This is a genomic window from Amycolatopsis jiangsuensis, assembly GCF_014204865.1.
Lineage (GTDB): Bacteria > Actinomycetota > Actinomycetes > Mycobacteriales > Pseudonocardiaceae > Amycolatopsis > Amycolatopsis jiangsuensis.
On sequence record NZ_JACHMG010000001.1, the window covers coordinates 2,386,159 to 2,406,934 of the forward strand.

Annotated in this window: 17 protein-coding genes and 1 pseudogene; 1 reads left to right on the forward strand and 17 read right to left on the reverse strand. The window is 71.3% G+C overall.

Annotation, left to right across the window (positions count from 1 at the left end):
• Positions 1-63: 63 nt before the first annotated feature.
• Together BJY18_RS10370 and BJY18_RS10375 are read right to left on the reverse strand one after the other, a co-directional pair.
• The gene (locus BJY18_RS10370) at positions 64-726 is read right to left on the reverse strand and encodes a Crp/Fnr family transcriptional regulator (protein ID WP_184779777.1); all 663 of its coding nucleotides are present in this window, start codon (positions 724-726) and stop codon (positions 64-66) included.
• Positions 727-746: 20 nt separating this feature from the next.
• Positions 747-1,397 (reverse strand): nucleotidyl cyclase domain-containing protein, encoded by a 651-nt coding sequence (locus BJY18_RS10375; protein WP_184779778.1) that lies wholly within the window; start codon positions 1,395-1,397, stop codon positions 747-749.
• A gap of 236 nt (positions 1,398-1,633) precedes the next feature.
• On the opposite strand from BJY18_RS10375, the gene BJY18_RS10380 reads away from it, so the two are divergent.
• Complete coding sequence (locus BJY18_RS10380) at positions 1,634-2,716, forward strand: helix-turn-helix domain-containing protein (protein WP_184779779.1); 1,083 nt, start codon at positions 1,634-1,636, stop codon at positions 2,714-2,716.
• Between the two features lie 85 nt (positions 2,717-2,801).
• Here the strand turns inward: BJY18_RS10380 and BJY18_RS10385 are convergent, their stop codons facing one another.
• The 15 genes and pseudogenes from BJY18_RS10385 to pyrR form a co-directional block, all read right to left on the reverse strand.
• Positions 2,802-4,742, reverse strand: coding sequence for a dipeptidyl-peptidase 5 (locus BJY18_RS10385; protein WP_184779780.1), 1,941 nt, complete (start codon positions 4,740-4,742; stop codon positions 2,802-2,804).
• A 104-nt stretch (positions 4,743-4,846) separates the two neighbouring features.
• On the reverse strand, positions 4,847-5,329 hold the full coding sequence (locus tag BJY18_RS10390) for an SRPBCC family protein (RefSeq protein ID WP_184779781.1): 483 nt from the start codon (positions 5,327-5,329) through the stop codon (positions 4,847-4,849).
• A 555-nt stretch (positions 5,330-5,884) separates the two neighbouring features.
• A complete protein-coding gene (locus BJY18_RS10395; protein WP_184779782.1) occupies positions 5,885-7,990 on the reverse strand; it encodes a primosomal protein N' in 2,106 nt (701 codons plus the stop codon).
• A gap of 95 nt (positions 7,991-8,085) precedes the next feature.
• Positions 8,086-9,284 (reverse strand): annotated as a pseudogene (gene metK / locus BJY18_RS10400) (methionine adenosyltransferase).
• Positions 9,285-9,365: 81 nt separating this feature from the next.
• A complete protein-coding gene (coaBC, locus tag BJY18_RS10405; protein WP_184779783.1) occupies positions 9,366-10,604 on the reverse strand; it encodes a bifunctional phosphopantothenoylcysteine decarboxylase/phosphopantothenate--cysteine ligase CoaBC in 1,239 nt (412 codons plus the stop codon).
• On the reverse strand, positions 10,597-10,866 hold the full coding sequence (gene rpoZ / locus BJY18_RS10410; RefSeq protein ID WP_098509382.1) for a DNA-directed RNA polymerase subunit omega: 270 nt from the start codon (positions 10,864-10,866) through the stop codon (positions 10,597-10,599). The genes coaBC and rpoZ overlap by 8 nt, the downstream gene beginning before the upstream one ends.
• Before the next feature lie 5 nt (positions 10,867-10,871).
• Entirely contained in the window at positions 10,872-11,534 is a 663-nt protein-coding gene (gene gmk / locus BJY18_RS10415; RefSeq protein WP_184779784.1) for a guanylate kinase, read from the reverse strand.
• On the reverse strand, positions 11,531-11,848 hold the full coding sequence (mihF, locus tag BJY18_RS10420) for an integration host factor, actinobacterial type (RefSeq protein ID WP_184779785.1): 318 nt from the start codon (positions 11,846-11,848) through the stop codon (positions 11,531-11,533). Before mihF ends, gmk begins: the two co-directional genes overlap by 4 nt.
• A gap of 107 nt (positions 11,849-11,955) precedes the next feature.
• The gene (gene pyrF, locus BJY18_RS10425; protein WP_184779786.1) at positions 11,956-12,798 is read right to left on the reverse strand and encodes an orotidine-5'-phosphate decarboxylase; all 843 of its coding nucleotides are present in this window, start codon (positions 12,796-12,798) and stop codon (positions 11,956-11,958) included.
• Positions 12,795-16,124 (reverse strand): carbamoyl-phosphate synthase large subunit, encoded by a 3,330-nt coding sequence (gene carB / locus BJY18_RS10430; protein WP_184779787.1) that lies wholly within the window; start codon positions 16,122-16,124, stop codon positions 12,795-12,797. The genes pyrF and carB overlap by 4 nt, the downstream gene beginning before the upstream one ends.
• Positions 16,124-17,245, reverse strand: coding sequence for a glutamine-hydrolyzing carbamoyl-phosphate synthase small subunit (gene carA, locus BJY18_RS10435; protein WP_184779788.1), 1,122 nt, complete (start codon positions 17,243-17,245; stop codon positions 16,124-16,126). Before carA ends, carB begins: the two co-directional genes overlap by 1 nt.
• On the reverse strand, positions 17,242-17,745 hold the full coding sequence (locus BJY18_RS10440; RefSeq protein ID WP_184779789.1) for a PH-like domain-containing protein: 504 nt from the start codon (positions 17,743-17,745) through the stop codon (positions 17,242-17,244). The genes carA and BJY18_RS10440 overlap by 4 nt, the downstream gene beginning before the upstream one ends.
• A complete protein-coding gene (locus BJY18_RS10445) occupies positions 17,745-19,031 on the reverse strand; it encodes a dihydroorotase (RefSeq protein WP_184779790.1) in 1,287 nt (428 codons plus the stop codon). Before BJY18_RS10445 ends, BJY18_RS10440 begins: the two co-directional genes overlap by 1 nt.
• On the reverse strand, positions 19,028-19,960 hold the full coding sequence (locus tag BJY18_RS10450) for an aspartate carbamoyltransferase catalytic subunit (RefSeq protein WP_184779791.1): 933 nt from the start codon (positions 19,958-19,960) through the stop codon (positions 19,028-19,030). The genes BJY18_RS10445 and BJY18_RS10450 overlap by 4 nt, the downstream gene beginning before the upstream one ends.
• Complete coding sequence (gene pyrR, locus BJY18_RS10455; RefSeq protein ID WP_184779792.1) at positions 19,957-20,553, reverse strand: bifunctional pyr operon transcriptional regulator/uracil phosphoribosyltransferase PyrR; 597 nt, start codon at positions 20,551-20,553, stop codon at positions 19,957-19,959. Before pyrR ends, BJY18_RS10450 begins: the two co-directional genes overlap by 4 nt.
• Positions 20,554-20,776 lie beyond the last annotated feature (223 nt).

Below are 20,776 nucleotides of genomic sequence, written 5' to 3' on the forward strand. Positions count from 1 at the left end.
GTGTTCGTCCAGGATTGCCCTGTGGCACAGGGGGATCTGTGTCAGCTGACACCTTCGGGGAACTCAGCGGGCGAGCCGGCGCAGCTCGCCGAGCCGGTGGACGACCACCTGGCGGCGCGCGGTGCTGATCACGCCTCGCCGCCGGAGCTCGCGGGTCGCGCGCGCCCACGACTCGCGGGAAATCGCCGCTGTCATCGCGAGTTCCGCCTGGGTGCCGGGAATCGCGACCACGAGGTCGCTCCCGCGCTGCACCCCGTGTTCCACCGCCAGCTGCATCAGCTGCGCCGCGACGCGCCTGGCGATCGTGCCGCCGCCGAGGTCCGTGCGCTGGCGCCCCGCGTCACGCAGCCGCGCCGCCAGTACCAGCAGCAGCACCCACGAAATCGCCGGGTCGCGCCGGCAGAGCGCGGCGAACCGCGGCGCGGGCACGACGAGCGCTTCGAGCTCGTCCAGCGCCTCCACCGTCGCCGAACGTGGCCGGCCGTCGAGCGCGCCGAGTTCGGCGACCACGTCGCCCGCGCCGCGCACCGCGATCACCACCTCCCGCCCGTCGGAGGTCGCGTTGGTGATCCGGACGTGCCCGGACACCAGCAACACCACTGCCACGGAGCGGTCGCCCTCGCGGCAGACCACTTCGCCCCGGCGGTAGCTGCGGCGCACCGCGAGCTCCGCCACCTTGCCGCGTTCGGCCGGGCCCAGCGCCGGCCAGAATCCGGTCGTCTCCACGAGGCCGCCTCCCGGGCTCGTCAGGCGGTCAGCCCCGCGTCCGGCAGGACGGTCCCGGCCGGCGACCAGCCGGCGGTGCGGATCCAGCCGCGCACCCGCTTCCGGCCCACCCGCACGTGGAAGGCGTGACCGAAAGCCGACCGGTCGATGCCCGCGTAACCGTGCACGACCACCGCGGAGTAGATCCCTTCCGAAACGGTGAGCGCCACCGGCCCGGCGGCGCCGCGCAGCGCCTTGCGCACCTCCGGGGCGTCGAGCAGCCGGCACGCCAGGTCGACGGCCTCCCCGTAGGGCCCGTGCAGGTCGTAGTGCACCTCGCCGGCGTGGACGGCCACCCGCAGTCGGAAGGCCTCGTCCGGGTGTGTCGCGTTGTGCCGCGCCAGCCGGACCGCGAGCTCCGGCACCACGCCGGCGAGCAACACCGTTTTCGGTGCCTCGTCGACCGGGCGGACCAGGCACAGCGCCCCGTCGCCGCGGTCGAGGAAGGAGTCCCTGGCCTCCTCGGTGATGCCACAGGCCCGGAACGCCCCGTCGAGCAGGTCGAACAGCATTGCCCGCAGCTGGGCCCGGCCCGGATTGGTCCGGGTGGTCGAGCCCTCGACGTCGGCCACCAGGATCGCCCGGTGCAACGGCACGTGCAGAACCGGTAGGTGAAGAACTGCCGTGTTCATCGTCCCACCCCCTACTTCAAGCGGAAACTGAACTATAGTAAACTCTCTTGAGAGTAAGCCTTGAACTATAGAGGTTCGCCTGGAACAGGACAATGGTGCCGAGCTTTTTCGGCGATCGGAAGGCCATTCGACCGTGGACGAAGAGCCCTGGCGAACACCGGGTCTGCGATCTCGGCACGACCGAAGTACAGTACCCCCTCAGTGCCGTCACCAAACTTCACTGAAGGACTGAAGTCATGTCCCAGCCCAGCCCCGCTCTTGCCAGCCGCCTCCGCGCTCTCCGCAAGGAGAGCTGGCCCGGCGTCGTGCTCACCCAGCGGATGCTCGCCGACGCGTTCGGGGTGAGCAACGGGCTGCTGTCGTCCTGGGAGAACACCGGCAGCCCGGTGGCGCCGCCGCCGGCCCGCCTCGACGCGTACGCCACCTTCTTCGCCACCCACCGCTCGGTCGACGGCGAAGGGGTCCGGGTGCTGCCGGTCGACCAGCTCACCGAGCAGGAGCGGGAACTCCGCTCGAAGCTGCTCACCGAGCTCACCGGCCTGCGCGGCAGCGCCGACGAACTGCCCGCGGCGACCGGGTACGCCATCGGCAACCTGTGGCGCTTCCCGCCGGAGCAGGACGTCGTGATCGTGGTGTCCGAGCTGCCGGACACCATGCGCACCTCCTACGCCGACCCGGCCAGCCCGGACTACGCGCGCCTGCTCCGCTACGGCGACCCGGACGCGCTGATCGAGCTGTACGGCCACATCCGGGCCTGCACCCCGACCAGCAAGGTCTCCTTCCGCACCGCCAGCAGGGAACTGCTGCGTCCCGAGGAGTACACCGCGCACCTGGTGCTGCTCGGCGGTGTCGACTGGAACCCGCAGACCCGCGAGCTGCTCGACCGGATCGACGCGCCGGTGCGGCAGAAACCCCGCGAGACGGACGGCTCCCCCGGCGGAGCGAAGTCCGGCCACTTCGAGGCGACCCGCAGCGACGGCAGCGTCGAGGTCCTCGGCTCGAAGATGTCCGGCGGCACGCTGGTCGAGGACGTCACGCTGTTCTACCGCGGCCCCAACCCGCTCAACCGCAAGCGCACGGTGACCGTGTGCAACGGGATGCACGCCCGCGGCACGCTCGGCGCCGTGCGGGCGCTGACCGACCCCCGCTTCCGCGACCGCAACCAGTCCTACCTCGACCAGCGGTTCGCCGGCGCGGCGTCGTTCAGCATCCTCAGCCGGGTGCCCGTGTTCAACAACCAGGGCCTCACCCCCGACTGGACGGTGTCCGGCAACCGGCTGCACGAATGGTCCGATGTGGACACCCACCACGACAGCTAGTTCGAGGCCCCCTGTCCGGGGTCCTCGGACCAGGCCCGGGTGAGTACGGAGGGAGCCCTCGGCTGGTCGACCGGAGGAGTGCTGTTCACCCGGGTGCGGTGAGGTAGCGAGTGAACCAGTCGAGAAGGGCTTCGTCCTGGGCGAGGCGGACGGCGGGTGGTCCCATCGCGTCGCCGATGTGGCTGCCGCCGTGGATCGCGGCGATCTCGCTGGTGCCGCCGGCGTCGAGAACGGCGCGGTGGAAGGCTTCTGCCTGGTTGAGGGGACAGCGGAGGTCGCCTTCGCAGTGCAGCATCAGGATGGGTGTGGTGCAGTTCGCGGCGTAGGTGAGCGGTGACCGGGCGCGCATCAGGTCACCGACCTGGTCCGGGCGTCCGCCGTGCTGGACCGCCCAGGCGTCGGGGATGTCGCAGGTGTAGTAGGCCAGGACGTAGTCGGTGACCGATGCTTCGGCGATCGCGGCGGCGAAGCGGGACGTGTGCCCGACGATCCAGGAGGTGGCGAGCCCGCCGTGGGAAGCGCCCCACACGCCGAGCCGGTCGCGGTCGGCGAGCCCGCGGTCGATCGCGGCGTCGATGGTGGCCATGTGGTCGGGGAACCCGGCCGCTCCCCAGTCGTTGCCGATGGCGTCCATGAACTCCTGGCCGTACCCGGTGGACCCGCGGAAGTTGGAGAACGTGACGCCGATGCCGCGGGAAGCCAGCAGATGGAAGTCGAACCGGAAGACGTGACCGACGGTGGTGAACGGGCCGCCGTGGATGTGCAGCACGGTCGGCTGGGGTCCGTGAGCGTCGCTTCGGGTGAAGAACCAGCCGTCGAATTCGAGCGCGTCCGGCGCGCTGATCCGCAGGTGTTCCGCGCGCATGTCCGGCCATGACGCCAGGATTTCGTCGTTGAGGTGAGTCAGCCGGCGTTCGCGGTCACCGGCCAGGTACAGCTCGGTCGGATGGAACAGGTCGGTCGCGACGAACAGCCTGCCGGTGTCCGGATGGCTGTCGACCACGATGCAGGTGCGTTCCCCGCCGGCGATCTCGGTGTGCTCTTCGGGGCCGGTGAGCGCCACTTTCCAGATGACTGCCGCGCCGCCCGTCTGCACGGTCACGCAGGCGTGCCGGGCCGATTCCACGACGAGCCCGCCGGCGAGGATGAGGTCCCACAACGGCAGGTCCTGGTACGCGCGAGAGCCCACGTGCCAGGGACCGTCCGGCAGCCGTCGCTCGGGTACGCCGTCGTCGCCGACGATCCACAACCCCATGTTCGTCATGACCCGCGAGCCGGCCGGCGCACCGATGAACGCGATCCGCTCGCCGCCGGGCAGCCACTCGGCCACCTCGGCACCACCCCAGTCACCGAGGACGTCGTGCACCTCGCCCGAAGTCACGTCGACCGTGCGCAGCTTGGGAAAGGCGACCAACGAGGTGGTGACGTCGAACTGGGCGACGAACAGGATCCGGTCACCACGGGGAGACCAGCGCGGCTCGGAACACTGGAACGCGCTCGTTCCTTCGAGCAGCATGCCGGTGTGCTCGCCGGAAACGTCGGCGACGCAGATGCCGAGCGACATCGCGTCGACGAGCCCGAATCCTTCGGCGCGGAACACTCGGCTGGTGACCCGCAGAACAGTGGTGTCCGGCTGCAACGGGGTGCCGGCGGCCACGGCGATCCGCCGCCCGTCCGGTGCCCACGTCGGGGCACCGACGACAACCTGACCCTCGGGGGTCAGCCTGCGGGGCTCGCCACCGGCGGCCGGGACGACCATGAGCGACGGGGTGTCGCTCGACTCGACATAGGCGATGGCGTTGCCGTCGGGCGACCAGCGCGGCGCCGTCGCCACGCCCTGGGCATCGGTGAGGGCGCGCCGGTCGCCGGACTGCAGATCGAGGGTCCACAACACGCTCGAGTCGGCGGACGCGCCTCGGATCGTCGACGAAACCGCGTAGACGACCGTGCTGCCGTCCGGCGAGATTCGGGCATCGCGAACGAAGTTCAGGTCGAAGGCGTCCGCGGGATCGAGAACGGTGGTCATGGAACTCCTCACTCCAATCGGCTTTTGTACGGTTCAGTGCATGCGGATGAGCCGGGCCGGAAGCCCGAAGACACCGAGCGCGCGGCCCGGCACGGTTTCCTGGCTCAGCCGGGCTTCTCGACCAGCCGTGTGAGCTCGGCGAGCTCGGCATCGAAACGGAGCCGGTTGGCCGCGCGGTAGTCGCCGGTGGTCATCCCGGCGTCCGCGATGTCGTGCCGGCTGTAGACGTCGTAGCTCACGAGCGTCGAACGCCCGAGCGGGACGAGCTGCCACGCCGCCCATCCCGGATCCTCCGGTGAGCCGGTCAGGAGCTTCACGACCTTGCGGTGGGGCGGATCGAGCACGACCGTCTCGACAGTCAGGGCGTACTCGACGCCGTCGATCACCGCGCGGGCCACCCGCACCTCCCCGACGGCGTTCGGCTCACCCGATTCCCAGGTCGGCTTCGCGCCCTGCTTCCAGCTGTCCGTGTCGAGCAGGAACGGCCAGATGTCCGCCGGCTCCGCGAGGATTTCGACGGTGTTGTGGGTGACGAGGTCGACGATGCGCGAAGGCGTGGCGGTGACAGGTGCTGGACGTGCGGACATCAGTACCTCCTGGTGGCGACGAAGCGCGGGCGCCGGCGACGTCGAAGCTGATAGCAGCTTGCGGTGTAACGCCGCGATGAGGAACCGGGCAAACGTCGAGCAGTTCGCTGCCGTGCTGCGACATGTGTCGCGCGACAACGGTCGCAGCGGATCGGTGACGTTCACCGGCCGCGCACTGAACCCGGGATCGCCGGCGATTTGCCCGTGAGGCTGAGAAGATGCCGGGACGACGAACGTCGCAGGCTTGCGTGGCCAAATCCGGCACTCGTCACCCAAGCTGGAACAAGCGGCCGCGGCTCATCGAACCTGGCGCGGCAACCATGCCTGCCAAGCCTGCGCCACAACGCAACCGCCAGCCCAGCCAGCACCGACGCAACAGCCGAACATGCCGAGCCTGCGACGCATCCGCCGGTCCACTCAGCACCGACGCGACAGCCAAGCTTGCCAAGCCTGCGCCACAACGCAATCGCCAGCCCAGCCGACGCCGACGCGAGAGCCGAACCCGGCGGTCCGGCCGGGCCGGGCGGGCCCGCCACCGTCGCGGGGTCGTACCGGTCAGATCAGTTCCAGCGGGTCCAGCTGTACCCGCACCGGTTCGGTGGCCTTGCGGGCGTCCCGCCGGGCGGTTGCGTCTCGCATCAGCGTCGCCAGTGCACGGCCCTCCGGGCGGGCCACCCGGATCAGCGCGCGTTCCCGCGCGGCGTTGCCCTCCTCGTCGAACTCGCCCAGCGGGACCGGGCCGAGGACCTCGCCGGTGTCCGGCAGCGGGAGGTCGTCCAGCACACTCGCCACCGCGCTCGGGCTGCCTTCGACGCTCGCCATCCGCATCGCCGGCGGGAAGCCCAGCTCCCGGCGCTGGTCCAGCTCCTGGCTCGCGTGCCAGCCCGGGTCCCAGCGCACCAGCGCCTGCACGACCGGCAGCCCCGCCTCGGCGCCGACGACCACCCGGCCCCCGGCCGAGGCCGGGCGGACCAAGGCGCCCGCGGCCATCCAGCGGCGCAGCGTTTCCTCCGCCGCACGCAGGTCCTGCCGTCCCAGCAACGCCCAGCCGTCCAGCAGCAGGGCCGCGCCGTAGCCGCCTTCGGCCACCGGTTCCGCACCCGGGGTGCACACGACCAGCGCCGGTCGGCCGGGCACGGTCGCCAGCACCTCGGCGGCGCCGGACGTGCGGACCGGGATGCCCGGGAACGCCCGGCCCAGCTCCTCGGCGGTGCGCTTCGCACCGACCACCACCGCGCGCAGGCGGACGGAACCACATGCGGGACAACGGAAAGCGGTTTCCGGGACCCCGCACCAGCGGCAGGCGGGCGGTCGCGGCGCACCGTCGGCCGAACCGCCCGGCAAGGCGAGCGGACCGGCGCACCGGCGGCAGTGCGCGGGCGTCCGGCAGTGGCCGCAGGACAAACCGGGCACGTATCCGCGGCGGGGCACCTGCACCAGCGCGGGCAAACCCGCGGCGAAAGCCTGCCGCGCGGCTTCGAAGGCGACAGCCGGCAACCGGGCGACCCGGGCGGCTTCGTCGCGCGCCACGTCGAAATCCTCGCCCACCGGCGTGACGCGCGGCGCGGCTGCGCGCAGTTCCCCGCGGCCGGCCTGAACCTGGTGCGCCCAGCCGGATTCCACCAGCAGCTGCGCCTCGGCGGTCCGGGCGAAGCCGCCGACCAGCAGTGCCGACTTCGCGGCGTGCGCCCGATCCATCAGCACGTCCCGCACGTGCGGGTACGGCGCGTGCGGATCGAGGTGCAGGTCGTCGCCGTCGTCCCACACCACGAACAATCCCGGATCGGCGACCGGCGCGAACATCGCGGCACGCGTGCCGACCACCACTCGCACGGCGCCGCGCAGCACGGAAAGCCAGCGGCGGTACCGCTCGGCCGGCCCCAGGCCGGCGATCAGCGCCGCCACGCCCTGCTCCCCCACCAGCTCGATGCACGCCTCGTGCACCCGCGCGAGGTCACGGTGGTCCGGAACGACGAGCACCGCGCCCCGGCCGTGTGCCGCCGCGGTCGCCGCGGCCTCGGCGAGCCGGCGCGGCCAGTCCTCACCGGGCAGGGCCTGCCAGACGGCGTTCGCCGGACGTCCTTCGGCGACTGCTTCCAGGAACGCTTCGCCGCGCTGATACCGGGACCAGGCGGACACCTCCGGCGCGACAGGGGCCGGAGCCGGCTCGGCCGGCGGTTCCGCTTCGGCCTTCGCATGCCGCGGCGGCAACGCCAGCCGCAGCACGTCCGACAGCGTGCCGGCGTAGCGGTCGGCCGCGGCCCGGCAGACCGCGTGCAGGGCAGGCGGCAGCACGGGTTCACTCGAGGTGACCCGCTCCAGATAGGCGAGTGTGCGCTCGTACTCGGTGGTGTCGGTGCGCTCGACCAGATAGCCGTCGACCAGCTGCCCGGCGAACCGCACCCGGACCCGGCAGCCGGGCACCGCGGTCTCGTGCAGCTTCTCCGGCACCTGGTAGTCGAACGTGCGGTCCAGGTGCGCGAGCGGAATGTCCACGACGATCTTCGCGACCGGCAGTGTGGGCGCGGGCTGCTGCTGGCCCTTGCGGGACCGCGCGGGCTTGCGGGCGGCGGTCTTCCTGGCCGGCGCGGCCTTCGGCTCCGGCGCGGAGCGCGAAGGCTCCGGCAGGTCCCACAGCGGGGCGGGTTCGGAGCTGCTCACCGGAAGATCTCTACCAGACCCCACCGACACCTCCGCACGAGAATGCCGGTGAAGGCCCCTTCCCGGGAAGAGGCCTTCACCGGCATCCCGGCGGTTCAGGCACCGGCGAGAGACCGCAGTGCCTCGGCGCGCGCGGTGCTCTCCCACGGCAGGTCCAGGTCCGGACGGCCGAAGTGCCCGTAGGCCGAGGTCGGCGCGTAGATCGGGCGCAGCAGGTCGAGGTCGCGGATGATCGCGGCCGGACGCAGGTCGAAGACCTCGCTGATGGCCGACTGGATCTTCGACGGATCCACCGTCTCGGTGCCGAAGGTCTCCACGAACAGGCCCACCGGGGCGGCCTTGCCGATCGCGTAGGCGACCTGCACCTCGACCCGCCCGGCCAAGCCGGCGGCGACCACGTTCTTGGCCACCCAGCGCATCGCGTAGGCCGCGGACCGGTCCACCTTGGACGGATCCTTGCCGGAGAACGCCCCCGCCGCGGCGGCATCCCGCCGTAGGTGTCCACGATGATCTTGCGGCCGGTCAGCCCGGCGTCGCCCATCGGGCCGCCGATCACGAACCGGCCGGTGGGGTTGACCAGCAGCCGCGTGGTGCCGATGTCGAGACCCAGCTCGGCCAGCTCCGGCTCCACCACGTGCTGCCGGACGTCCACGCCGAGCATCTGCTCGAGGTCGATCCCGTCCGCGTGCTGGGTGGACACCACCACGGTGTCCAGCCGCACCGGCTGCTCCCCGGCGTACTCGATGGTGACCTGGGTCTTGCCGTCCGGACGCAGATAGGGCAGCACGCCGTCCTTGCGGACCGCGCTCAGCCGCCGGGAAAGCCGGTGCGCCAGCGCGATCGGCAGCGGCATCAGCTCCGGGGTGTCCGAGCAGGCGTAGCCGAACATCAGGCCCTGGTCGCCCGCGCCCTGGCGGTTGATCTCGTCCTCGTCGCTCTCCACCCGCGACTCGTAGGCGGTGTCCACGCCCTGGGCGATGTCCGGCGACTGCGAGCCGATCGCGACGTTCACCCCGCAGGAGTTGCCGTCGAAGCCCTTGGCCGACGAGTCGTAGCCGATGCGCAGGATCACGTCCCGCACGATGGTCGGGATGTCCGCGTACGCCTCGGTGGTCACCTCACCGGCGACGTGCACCTGGCCGGTGGTGATCAGCGTCTCCACCGCGACCCGGCTGCGCGGGTCCTTGGTCAGCAGCCCGTCGAGGATCGAATCGCTGATCGCGTCACAGATCTTGTCGGGATGACCTTCGGTGACCGATTCCGACGTGAACAGCCTTTTCGTGGACGCAGTCACGACCTCGTCACTTCCCTCGGTTGGACTCGGTACCGGAGAACTCTCCCGTACCCGCTTGCCAGGCCCACCTTACCCAGCGGGCTAAAGCCGGGATCGACGAGCGCGCAAAGCCGTGACCGCGTCCCACAATGTGGCTGCGAGCCGGGCCTTGGCGCCGAGCGGGATGGCCTCCTCGCCGCCGTCGGCGGTCAGCAGCCAGCCCGAGTTGTCCTCGGTGCCGAACGCCTTGCCGTCGCCGACCGCGTTCACCACGAGCAGGTCCGCACCCTTGCGGCGCAGCTTCGCGTGCGCGTGCTCGAGCACGCTGCCGTGCTCGTCCCCGGTTTCCGCGGCGAACCCGACCACGGTCTGCCCGTCCCGGCGTTCACGCACCAGCTCGGCGAGGATGTCCGGATTGCGGTCCAGGGTCAGCACCGGATCCGGGGCGTCGTCGGACTTCTTGATCTTGTGCTCGGCCCGGCTGGCCGGCCGGAAATCGGCGACCGCGGCGGCCATCACCACCACGTCGGCCTCCGCGGCCGCGGACCGCATCGCGGTACGCAGCTCCTCCGCGGTCGACACCCGCGCCAGCGTGGCGCCCGCGGGCGCGGGCAGCTCGGCGGTGTGCCCGGCGACCAGCGTCACCTCGGCACCCCGCTGCGCGGCGACCCGGGCGAGCGCGTAGCCCTGTTTGCCCGACGAGCGGTTGCCGAGGTAGCGGACCGGGTCCAGTGGTTCACGGGTGCCGCCCGCGGAGATGGCCACCCGCAGGCCCTCGAGATCCCGCGGCAGCGCGGCGGGCACCTCGAGCAGCAGCCGAGCCAGGTCCACGATCTCCGCCGGATCGGCGAGCCGGCCCTTGCCGGTGTCCACTCCGGTCAGCCGGCCCGCGGCCGGTTCGGTGACGGTCATCCCGCGGGAACGCAGCAGCGCCACGTTGTCGCGGGTGGCCGGATGCTCCCACATCTCGGTGTGCATGGCCGGGAAGAACGCGACCGGGCACCGGGCGGTGAGCAGGGTGTTCGTGAGCAGGTCGTCGGCGAGCCCGTGCGCGGCCTTGGCCAGCAGGTTCGCGGTCGCCGGGACGACCAGTACGAGATCGGCCTCCTTGCCGACCCGCACGTGCTGCACTTCGGGCACCTCGGTGAACACGCCGGTGTGCACCGGATGCCCGGACAGTGCCTCGAAGGTCGCCGCGCCGACAAAGTTCAGCGCGGACTCGGTGGGCACGACACGCACGTCGTGCCCGGATTCGGTGAGGCCCCGCAGGACCTCGCACGCCTTGTAGGCGGCGATCCCGCCGCCCACGCCCAGGACGACCCTGGGCTTGGCGTCACTCACCCTCGGTGTGCTCGAGCAGCCCGCCGTGGATCTCGCGCAGCGCGATCGACAGCGGCTTCTCCCGGGGGCCGGGCTCGACCAGCGGACCGACGTACTCCAGCAGGCCCTCGCCGAGCTGCGCGTAGTAGTCGTTGATCTGCCGGGCCCGCTTGGCCGAGTAGATCACCAGCGCGTATTTCGAGGAGACCTTCTCGAGCAGGTCGTCGATCGGCGGGTTGGTGATGCCTTCGAGCTCTTCCAGCGTCGCCTGTTGCACAGCCACTCGTGCTACTCCGTATCGTCCGGGATTGCGGCGGCGGAGACTTCGCCACCGGTCATCAAGTCTAGCAACCTCCGCGCGGCGGTCCCCACGTCGGCGTTCACCAGCCGCACGTCGAACTCTCCGGCCGCGGCCAGTTCGCGCTCCGCCTCGGCCAGCCGCGCGCGGACCGCGGCCTCGTCCTCGGTGCCGCGCCCGGTGAGCCGTCCGACGAGTTCCTCCCAGGACGGCGGCATCAGCATCACCAGCCGGGCCTCCGGCATCGCCACGCGCACCTGCCGCGCGCCCTGCAGTTCGATCTCCAGCACCGCCGGGCGGCCCTGCGCGAGCGCCCGCTCCACGGGCTCGCGCGGGGTGCCGTACCGGTTGCCGGCGAACTCGGCCCACTCCAGGAGCCGGTGCTGCGCCACCATCCGGTCGAACTCGGCGGCGTCGACGAAGTGGTAGTGGTTCCCCTCCACCTCGCCCGGCCGTGGCGCCCGCGTGGTGACCGAAACACTGAAGTAGATGTCCGGATCGAGCCGGCGCAGCTGTCCCACCACACTCGACTTCCCGACGCCGGAGGGCCCCGAGACGACGGTGAGCCGGGGGCGGGGGAACTCCCCCGCCGCCGGCTCACCGTCGCGGTCGGTCCCCGGGGTCACCGGGCAGTCCCGACCGGCGCCGCTCACTCGCCGCTGAACTCGGCCAGCAGCGCCTTGCGCTGCCGGTCGCCGAGCCCGCGGAGCCTGCGGCTGGGGGCGATCTCCAGTCGTTCCATGGTCTGCTGGGCACGGACCTTGCCGACGCCGGGGAGCGCCTCGAGCAGGGCCGAGACCTTCATCTTGCCGAGGACCTCGTTCTCCTCGGCCTGCTTCAGCACGTCGGCCAGAGTGGTACCGCCCCGCTTCAGCCGCTCCTTCAGCTCAGCACGGATGCGGCGGGCGGCGGCGGCCTTCTCCAGCGCCGCAGCACGCTGTTCCTCTGTCAGCTGGGGAAGTGCCACGTTTTCCTCCGGTAGTTCTCACATCTGGGTGGGTGACGCGACGGTACCCACCCCTGAGCAGGGGCCACAATGCGGGGGTGGCTGCTGCGGCGGGATTTCCGGGCCTGCTAATGGCCGCTTTCGCGCGTTCCCGCCAGCTGGTCGGCCACCCGTTGCGCCGCCCGGCGTAACGCTCCGGAGTCCGGCCCGTGCCGCAGCAGGTCGCGCGACGACGCGGGCAGCACTCCGGGCAGGCCGGGACCGAACAACGCGTGCAGATCGGCCACCGTCGCGCCCTGCGCGCCGAAACCGGGCGCCAGGACCGGCCCGTTGAGCCGCGTCAGGTCCACCTCTCCCGGCGCCACTGTGGCCCCTACGACCACTCCGACGTCGCCGTGGGGCTCCATGCCCGCGTTGTGCTCCGCAGCCGCGTCCACAACGCTCTGAGCCACCGTACGGCCGTCTTCCAGCCGCGCTCTCTGCAACGCGTGCGCCTCGGGGTTCGAGGTGCGCGCGAGGACGAACAGCCCGTTGCCCGCTTCCCGGGCCGAGGCCACGGCGGCGTCCAGCGAACCGAAACCCAGGTACGGCGAAACTGTGGCCGCATCGGCGGTGAAGGCTGCCTTCTCGGCCACGTACGCCGCCGTGTAGGCCGCCATGGTGGAACCGATGTCGCCGCGCTTCACGTCGAGCAGCACCAGAGCCCCGGCGTCGTGCACCGTGTCGATGACACGCTCCAGTACGGCTACACCGCCCGGCCCGAACGCCTCGAAGAACGCCGACTGCGGCTTGACGATCGAAGCCGTCGAGCCGAGCACTTCCGCGGCGTTGAGCGCGAAACGCTCCAGACCGGACACGTCCAGCGGCAAACCCCAGGACTCGATCAGGCCCGGATGCGGGTCGATCCCGGCGCACAGCGGGCCGCGGGCGGCGACCGAAGCCGCCAGCCGCGCCCCGAAACCTGCGCTCACGACGTCGCCTTGAGCGCAGCCTGCAGGTCCTGCAGGCTGCGTACGCCGATGTCACCGCGGATCAACGCCTCGATGCCGTGCACTGCCGCGGCGGCGCCCTGCACCGTGGTGATGCACGGGATGTCCCGCGACACCGCCGCGGTGCGGATCTCGTAGCCGTCCACCCGCGGACCGCTGTTCCCGTACGGGGTGTTGATGACCATGTCCACCCCGCCGTCGAGGATCACGTCCACGATGTTCGGCTCGGTGTTTTCCGAGGACCCTGCAATGTTCGATTCATAGTGCTTGCGCACGCTCGAACAGGCGACTCCGTTGCGCCGCAACACTTCCGCGGTGCCCGTGGTGGCGAGGATCTCGAACCCGAGATCGGCCAGCCGCTTCACCGGGAACACCAGCGACCGCTTGTCCCGGTTGGCCACCGATACGAAGACCCGTCCCGAGGTCGGCAGCGAGCCGTACGCGCCGTGCTGCGACTTCGCGAACGCCTGCCCGAAGGACACGTCCACGCCCATCACCTCGCCGGTGGACTTCATCTCCGGGCCCAGCAGGGAATCCACGCCGTGTCCTTCCGGCGTGCGGAACCGGTGGAACGGCAGGACCGCCTCCTTGACCGCGACCGGCGAATCGGCCGGCATCCGCCCGCCGTCGCCCTCGGCGGGCAGCACGCCCGAGGCCCGCAGGTCCTTGATCGAGGAGCCGGTCATGATCAGCGCGGCGGCCTTCGCCAGCGGCACGGCGGTGGCCTTCGAGACGAACGGCACCGTGCGGGAGGCACGCGGGTTGGCCTCCAGCACGTACAGCACGTCGTCCTTGAGCGCGTACTGCACGTTCAGCAGCCCGCGCACCCCGACACCGCGCGCGATCGCCTCGGTGGACCGGCGTACGGCGTCGAGGTCCTGCGCGCCGAGGGTGATCGGCGGCAGCGCGCACGACGAGTCGCCGGAGTGGATCCCGGCCTCCTCGATGTGCTCCATCACGCCGCCCAGATACAGGTCGTCGCCATCGAAGAGCGCGTCGACGTCGATCTCGATCGCGTCGTCGAGGAAACGGTCCACGAGCACCGGATGCTCGGGGGTGACCTCGGTGGCGCGGCGGATGTAACCGGCCAGCGACTCCTCGTCGTAGACGATCTCCATCCCGCGCCCGCCGAGCACGTACGACGGGCGCACGAGGACCGGGTAGCCGATCTCGTCGGCGATCCGCTTGGCGCCCTCGAACGAGGTCGCGGTGCCGTACTTCGGCGCGGGCAGCTCCGCGTCGCGCAGCACCTCGCCGAACGCGCCGCGGTCCTCGGCCAGGTTGATCGCCTCCGGCGGCGTGCCCACGACCGGCACCCCGGCGTCGGCCAGCCGCTGCGCGAGCCCGAGCGGCGTCTGCCCGCCCAGCTGCACGATGACGCCGGCGACCGTGCCCGACTGCTGTTCGGAGTGCACGACCTCGAGCACGTCCTCGAAGGACAGCGGCTCGAAGTACAGCCGGTCGGAGGTGTCGTAGTCGGTGGACACCGTTTCCGGGTTGCAGTTGACCATCACGGCCTCGAAACCGGCCTCGCGCAACGCGATCGCCGCGTGCACGCAGGAGTAGTCGAACTCGATGCCCTGCCCGATCCGGTTCGGGCCGGAGCCGAGGATGAGCACCTTCGGCTTGTCGCCCTGCACGGCGACCTCGGAGGTGGCCGCGGGATCGGTCTCGTAGGCCGAATAGTGGTACGGCGTCTTCGCGGCGAACTCCGCGGCACAGGTGTCCACGGTCTTGAACACCGGCCGCACCCCGAGCCGGTGCCGCAGCGCGCGCACGCCGTCCTCACCGGCCAGCTCCGGACGCAGCGCGGCGATCTGCCGGTCCGACAGCCCGGTGCGCTTGGCCCGGCGCAGCAGCTCACCGTCGAGCACCGGCGCTTCCCGCACTTCCGCGCCGACCTCGCCGATCAACGCGATCTGGTCGATGAACCACGGATCGATGCCGGAGGCCTCGTGCACCTGCTCGACCGTGGCACCCAGCCGCAGCGCGCGTTCCACCTCGTACAGCCTGCCCTCGTGCGGCACCCGCAGCGCGTCCACAGTGGACTCACGGGTGGCGCCCTCCGGGTCCGGCTGCGTCCAGAACCCGGTCGCCTTGGTCTCGATCGACCGCATCGCCTTGCCGAGTGCCTCGGGGAAGCTGCGGCCGAACGACATCGCCTCTCCGACGGACTTCATCGTGGTGGTGAGCGTGGGGTCCGCGCCGGGGAACTTCTCGAAGGCGAAGCGCGGCACCTTCACCACGACGTAGTCCAGCGCCGGTTCGAACGAGGCCGGGGTCTCGCCGGTGATGTCGTTGCGGATCTCGTCGAGGGTGTAGCCGATGGCGAGCTTCGCGGCGATCTTGGCGATCGGGAACCCGGTGGCCTTCGAGGCCAGCGCGCTGCTGCGGGAGACCCGCGGGTTCATCTCGATCACGACCATCCGGCCGTCGTCCGGGTGGAAGGCGAACTGGATGTTGCAGCCGCCGGTGTCCACGCCGACCTCGCGCAGCACCGCGATGCCCACGTCACGCATCTGCTGGTACTCGCGGTCGGTGAGGGTCATCGTCGGGGCCACCGTGACGCTGTCGCCGGTGTGCACGCCCATCGCGTCCACGTTCTCGATCGAGCACACGACCACCACGTTGTCGTGCTTGTCGCGCATCAGCTCGAGCTCGTACTCCTTCCAGCCGAGCACGCTCTCCTCGATCAGCACCTCGGTCACCGGGGACTCGCTGAGCCCGGTGGAGGCCAGCCGCTCCAGGTCCTCGGGCGTGTGCGCCATGCCCGAGCCGAGCCCGCCCATGGTGAACGACGGCCGGATGACGACCGGCAGCCCGAGGTCGGCCACGGTGTCGCGGACCTCGGTCATGTCGTGGCACACCCGGCTGCGCGGAACGTCGGCGCCGATGGTGCGCACGATGTCCTTGAACTTCTGCCGGTCCTCGCCGCGCTGGATGGCGTCGATGTCCGCGCCGATCAGCTCCACCCCGTACTTCTCCAGCACCCCGCGCTCGTGCAGGGCGACCGCGCAGTTCAGCGCGGTCTGCCCGCCGAGCGTGGCCAGCAACGCGTCGGGCCGCTCGGCGGCGATCACCTTCTCCACGAAGTCCGGCGTGACCGGCTCGATGTAGGTGGCGTCGGCGAACTCGGGGTCGGTCATGATGGTGGCGGGATTGGAATTCACCAGGCTCACCCGCAGCCCCTCGCTGCGCAGCACCCGGCAGGCCTGCGTCCCCGAGTAGTCGAACTCGGCGGCCTGCCCGATCACGATCGGCCCGGAGCCGATCACCAGCACGTGCTGGATGTCCGTCCTTTTCGGCATCAGGCCTTCTTCTCCATCAGGGTCACGAACTCGTCGAACAGCGGGGCCGCGTCGTGGGGGCCGGCCGCGGCTTCGGGGTGGTACTGCACGGAGAACGCCGGCACGTCGAAGGCGCGCACGCCCTCCACGGTGTCGTCGTTCGGGCAGTAGTGGCTGATCTGCGCGGCACCGTAGGGCGAATCGAAGCGCTGCCCCGGCTCGCCTTCCAGCGCGAAGCCGTGGTTCTGCGCGGTGATCGCGACCCGGCCGGTGGCCACGTCGATCACCGGGATGTTGATGCCGCGGTGGCCGTAGCGCATCTTGTAGGTGCCCAGGCCCAGCGCGCGGCCGAGGATCTGGTTGCCGAAGCAGATGCCGAACAGCGGGATCTCCCGTTCCAGCACCGTCTTCGTCAGCGCCGTGGCGTGCTCGGTGGTGGCCGGGTCGCCGGGGCCGTTGGACAGGAACACCCCGTCCGGGGCCAGTGCCAGCAGCTCCTCGGCACTGGTGCGGCTCGGCAGCACGTGCACCTCGATGCCGCGCCTGGTCATCTGCCGCGGGGTGTTCGACTTGATGCCGAGGTCGAGCGCGGCGACCCGGAAACGCCGCTCGCCGAGCGCGGGCACCACGTACGGCTGCGCCGTGGTGACCTCACCGGCCAGATCGGCGCCCTTCATCTGCGGGCTCGCCAGCACCTGCTCGACCATCCGCTCGTCGGTGTCCAGCGCGTCGCCGGAGAACACCCCGGCCCGCATCGCCCCGCGTTCGCGCAAATGCCGGGTCAGCGTGCGGGTGTCCACCTCGGAGATCCCGACCACGCCCTGGCGGCTCAGCTCGTCGTCGAGGGTGCGCCGGGAGCGCCAGTTCGACGGCGTGCGCGCGGGATCGCGCACCACGTAACCGGAAACCCAGATCCGGTCGGATTCGTCGTCCTCGTCGTTCCAGCCGGTGTTGCCGATCTGCGGCGCGGTCTGCACCACGATCTGCCGGTGGTAGGACGGATCGGTCAGGGTCTCCTGGTAGCCGGTCATCCCGGTGCAAAACACCGCCTCGCCGAGCGTCCGCCCCCGCGCGCCGTAGGCGGCGCCGCGGAAGACCCGGCCGTCCTCGAGAACCAGTGCCGCCGCGTTGCGGGTGCTCACTGGGCACCTCCCTTGATGTCGTGGTCTGACAGGTAAGAAATCCACTGTGGATAGTCGTCCAGATCGTCGCCGCGGAACCCGGTGTCCAGCTCGACGTCGCCGAGGCGCCAGGTGAGCACGAGCAGCGCGTCGGTGCCCATCACCTTGCCCGCGATCCGTGAATCGCGGCGCACACCGGTGATCGACGCGCGCGGGATCCAGAAGTCCGGTGCGCCACCACGTTCCACCGCGACGCCTTCGGGGTGCAGCCGCCACACCGCGCCGGTGCGCAGCCCGGCCCCGCGGGTCACGACGCGGTCCTGCCAGTTGCCCGCGGTGGTGGTGCTGACGTAGAGCCCGACGGACTCCAGCCGCACCTCGCCCGGCTCCGCGGGGATCTCCGGGAACGGCGGCAGCCACGCACTTTGCGACCGTGACCTGCGCCGCCAGCCCAGCCGCATGCCCGCCAGGCACAGCAGGAAGAACACGACGATCGCCAGTACGAGCCAGAAGCGCTCCATCAGCGGATCTTCCCTTCTCGCGCGGTGATCCGCCCGCGCAGCACGGTGGCTGTCACCACGCCGGGCAGCCGCATTCCCTCATACGGGGTGTTGGCCGCGATGCTGGCCAGCTCGGCGCCGCGCACGGTCCACTCCGCGTCCGGGTCGACCAGCGCCAGGTTGGCCGGCTCCCCCACCGCGATCCGGCGGCCGTGGTCGGGCAGGTTGCCGATCTCGGCGGGCCGCTCGCTCAGCACGCGCGCGACACCGCGCCAGTCGAGCAGCCCTGTCTTCACCATGGTTTCCACCACCACCGACAACGCGGTCTGCAGCCCGAGCATGCCGGGCCGGGCGGCGTTCCACTCGGTGTCCTTGTCCTGCGGGGCGTGCGGGGCGTGGTCGGTCGCGACACAGTCGACGACCCCCTCGGCCAGCGCGGCCCGCAGCTTCTCCGCGTCCCTGCCGGTACGCAGCGGCGGGTTGACCTTGTTGACCGGGTCGTAGGTGTCCAGCCGGTCGTCGGTGAGTAGCAGATGATGCGGCGTGACCTCGGCGGACACCTTGGTGCCGCGGTCCTTCGCCCAGCGCAGCACGTCGACCGTGCCCGCGGTGGAGACGTGGCAGACGTGCAACCGCGCGTTCGCGTGCAACGCCAGCAAGCAGTCGCGCGCGACGATCGACTCCTCCGCCGAAGCAGGCCAACCCGGGTAGCCGAGCCGTGACGCCTGCTCGCCCTCGTGTGCCTGCGCGCCGACCGTGAGCCGCGGCTCTTCGGCGTGCTGCGCGATCACCGCGTCGAGCGCAGTGGAGTACTCCAGCGCGCGACGCATCAGCAGCGGGTCGGCCACGCACACGCCGTCGTCGGAGAAGACGCGTACGCCGGCAGTGCCCTTCGCCATGGTGCCCAGCTCGGCGAGCTTCGCCCCGTTGAGCCCGACAGTGACCGCGCCGACCGGGTGGACGTCCACCAGGCCGACCTCCTGCCCCCGCCGCCACACGTGGTCGGTGACGAGCGCGTTGTCGGCGACCGGATCGGTATTGGCCATGGCGAACACCGCCGTGTAGCCGCCGAGCGCGGCGGCCGCGGACCCGGAGTCGATCGTCTCGGTGTCCTCGCGGCCCGGCTCGCGCAGGTGCGTGTGCAGGTCGACGAACCCGGGCAGCAGCACCTGCCCCGCGGCGTCGAGCACCTCCGCGCCCTCGGGCACCTTCACCGAGCCAATGGACGTGATGACCCCGTCCTCGACGAGCACGTCGACCGGCTCGCCCTCGCCGTACGGGCGGGCGCCCTTGATCACGAGGGTCATGCAGCGGCTCCTTCACTGGCCAGAAGGTGGTAGAGGACCGCCATGCGCACGTGAACGCCGTTGCGGACCTGTTCGGTGACGGCCGAGGCGGGCGAATCGGCGACCGCGTGCGCGATCTCCATCCCGCGCAGCATCGGCCCGGGGTGCAGCACCACGGCGTGGTCCGGCAGCAGCGCCTGACGACGTTCGGAGAGGCCGTAGGAGATCGAATACTCGCGCGCGGACGGGAAGAAGCCCCCGTACATGCGTTCAGCCTGTACGCGCAGCATCATCACCGCGTCGACCGCGGGCAGCTCGGCGTCGAGGTCGTGCGACACGGTGACCGGCAGCTTCTCCACGCCCACCGGAAGCAGCGTCGGAGGCGCGACGAGGACGACTTCGGCACCGAGGGTGTGCAGCAGGTGGATGTTGGACCGCGCGACCCGGCTGTGCACCACGTCGCCGACGATGGCGATCCGGCGGTCCTTCAGGCTGCCGAGGCGTTCGCGCAGGGTGGCGGCGTCCAGCAGCGCCTGCGTGGGGTGCTCGTGCGTGCCGTCGCCGGCGTTGACCACCGACGTGCCGGCCTCGGCGAGCCAGCCGGACAGCCGGTGCGCGGCGCCCGAGGCGGGGTGCCGGACGATCACGCAGTCGGCGCCCGCGGCAGCCAGGGTGAGCGCGGTGTCCCGCAGCGACTCGCCCTTGTTCACCGAGGAGCTGGAGGCCGAGACGTTGACCACGTCGGCGCTCATCCACTTCCCGGCGATCTCGAACGACACCCGGGTGCGGGTGGAGTTCTCGTAGAACAGCGTGATCACCGTGCGGCCGCGCAGCGTCGGCAGCTTCTTGACCTCGCGGCCGAGCAGGGTGTGCTTCAACTCGTCGGCGGTGTCGAGGACGGCTGTGGCGGTCTCCGCGTCCAGCCCGTCCGTGGCGAGCAGGTGCTTCACCGGGTGTCTCCTTCCGGCGCGCGAAGCAGCACCGAGTCCAGCCCGTCCGTCTCGGACAGCAGCACGGACACGCCCTCGGCTCGCGCGGTGGGCACGTTCTTGCCGACGTAGTCGGCACGGATCGGCAGCTCGCGGTGCCCGCGGTCGACCAGCACGGCCAGCTGCACCGCACGCGGGCGGCCGTGGTCGCGCAAGGCGTCGAGAGCGGCTCGCACGGTGCGGCCGGAGAACAGCACATCGTCGACGAGGATCACCACCCGGTCGTCGATCCCGTCCGGCGGCAGCTGCGTCTCCTCCAGCGCCCGCGGCGGGCGGCGGCGCAGATCGTCGCGGTACAGGGTGATGTCGAGGGCGCCGTGCGGCGGCTCGGTCCCGGCGAACTCGCCGATGCGGGCGGCGAGGCGGGCGGCCAGCGGGGTGCCGCGGGTGGGAATGCCCAGCAGCACCGGATGCTGCTCGGGCGGACCGGCCCCGAGGGCGGTCTTCTCGATGACCTGGTGGGCCATCCGGGCGATCGTGCGCGCGACATCACCGGCTGAGAGCAGCTCTCGCTGTCCCGCCGGCTCCGCCGCGCCACGCGGACGTGACGACAAGGCGGACCTCCTTCCCCGCCTCTCCGGACGGGTCCTTAAAGGACGTCGGTTCCGGCCGGCGCCGGAAACCGCACCGACAGTAGCAGGAGCGGTCAATCATCCTTCCGAGTGGTACGGGCAAGCCCGTCACCTGCGCGTACCGACGTTCTGCTTGACCTGGTGACAACTATGCGTAACCATTACTCTGAGTATTCGACTCGAGGAGTCCCCGGCCCGGTCGTTC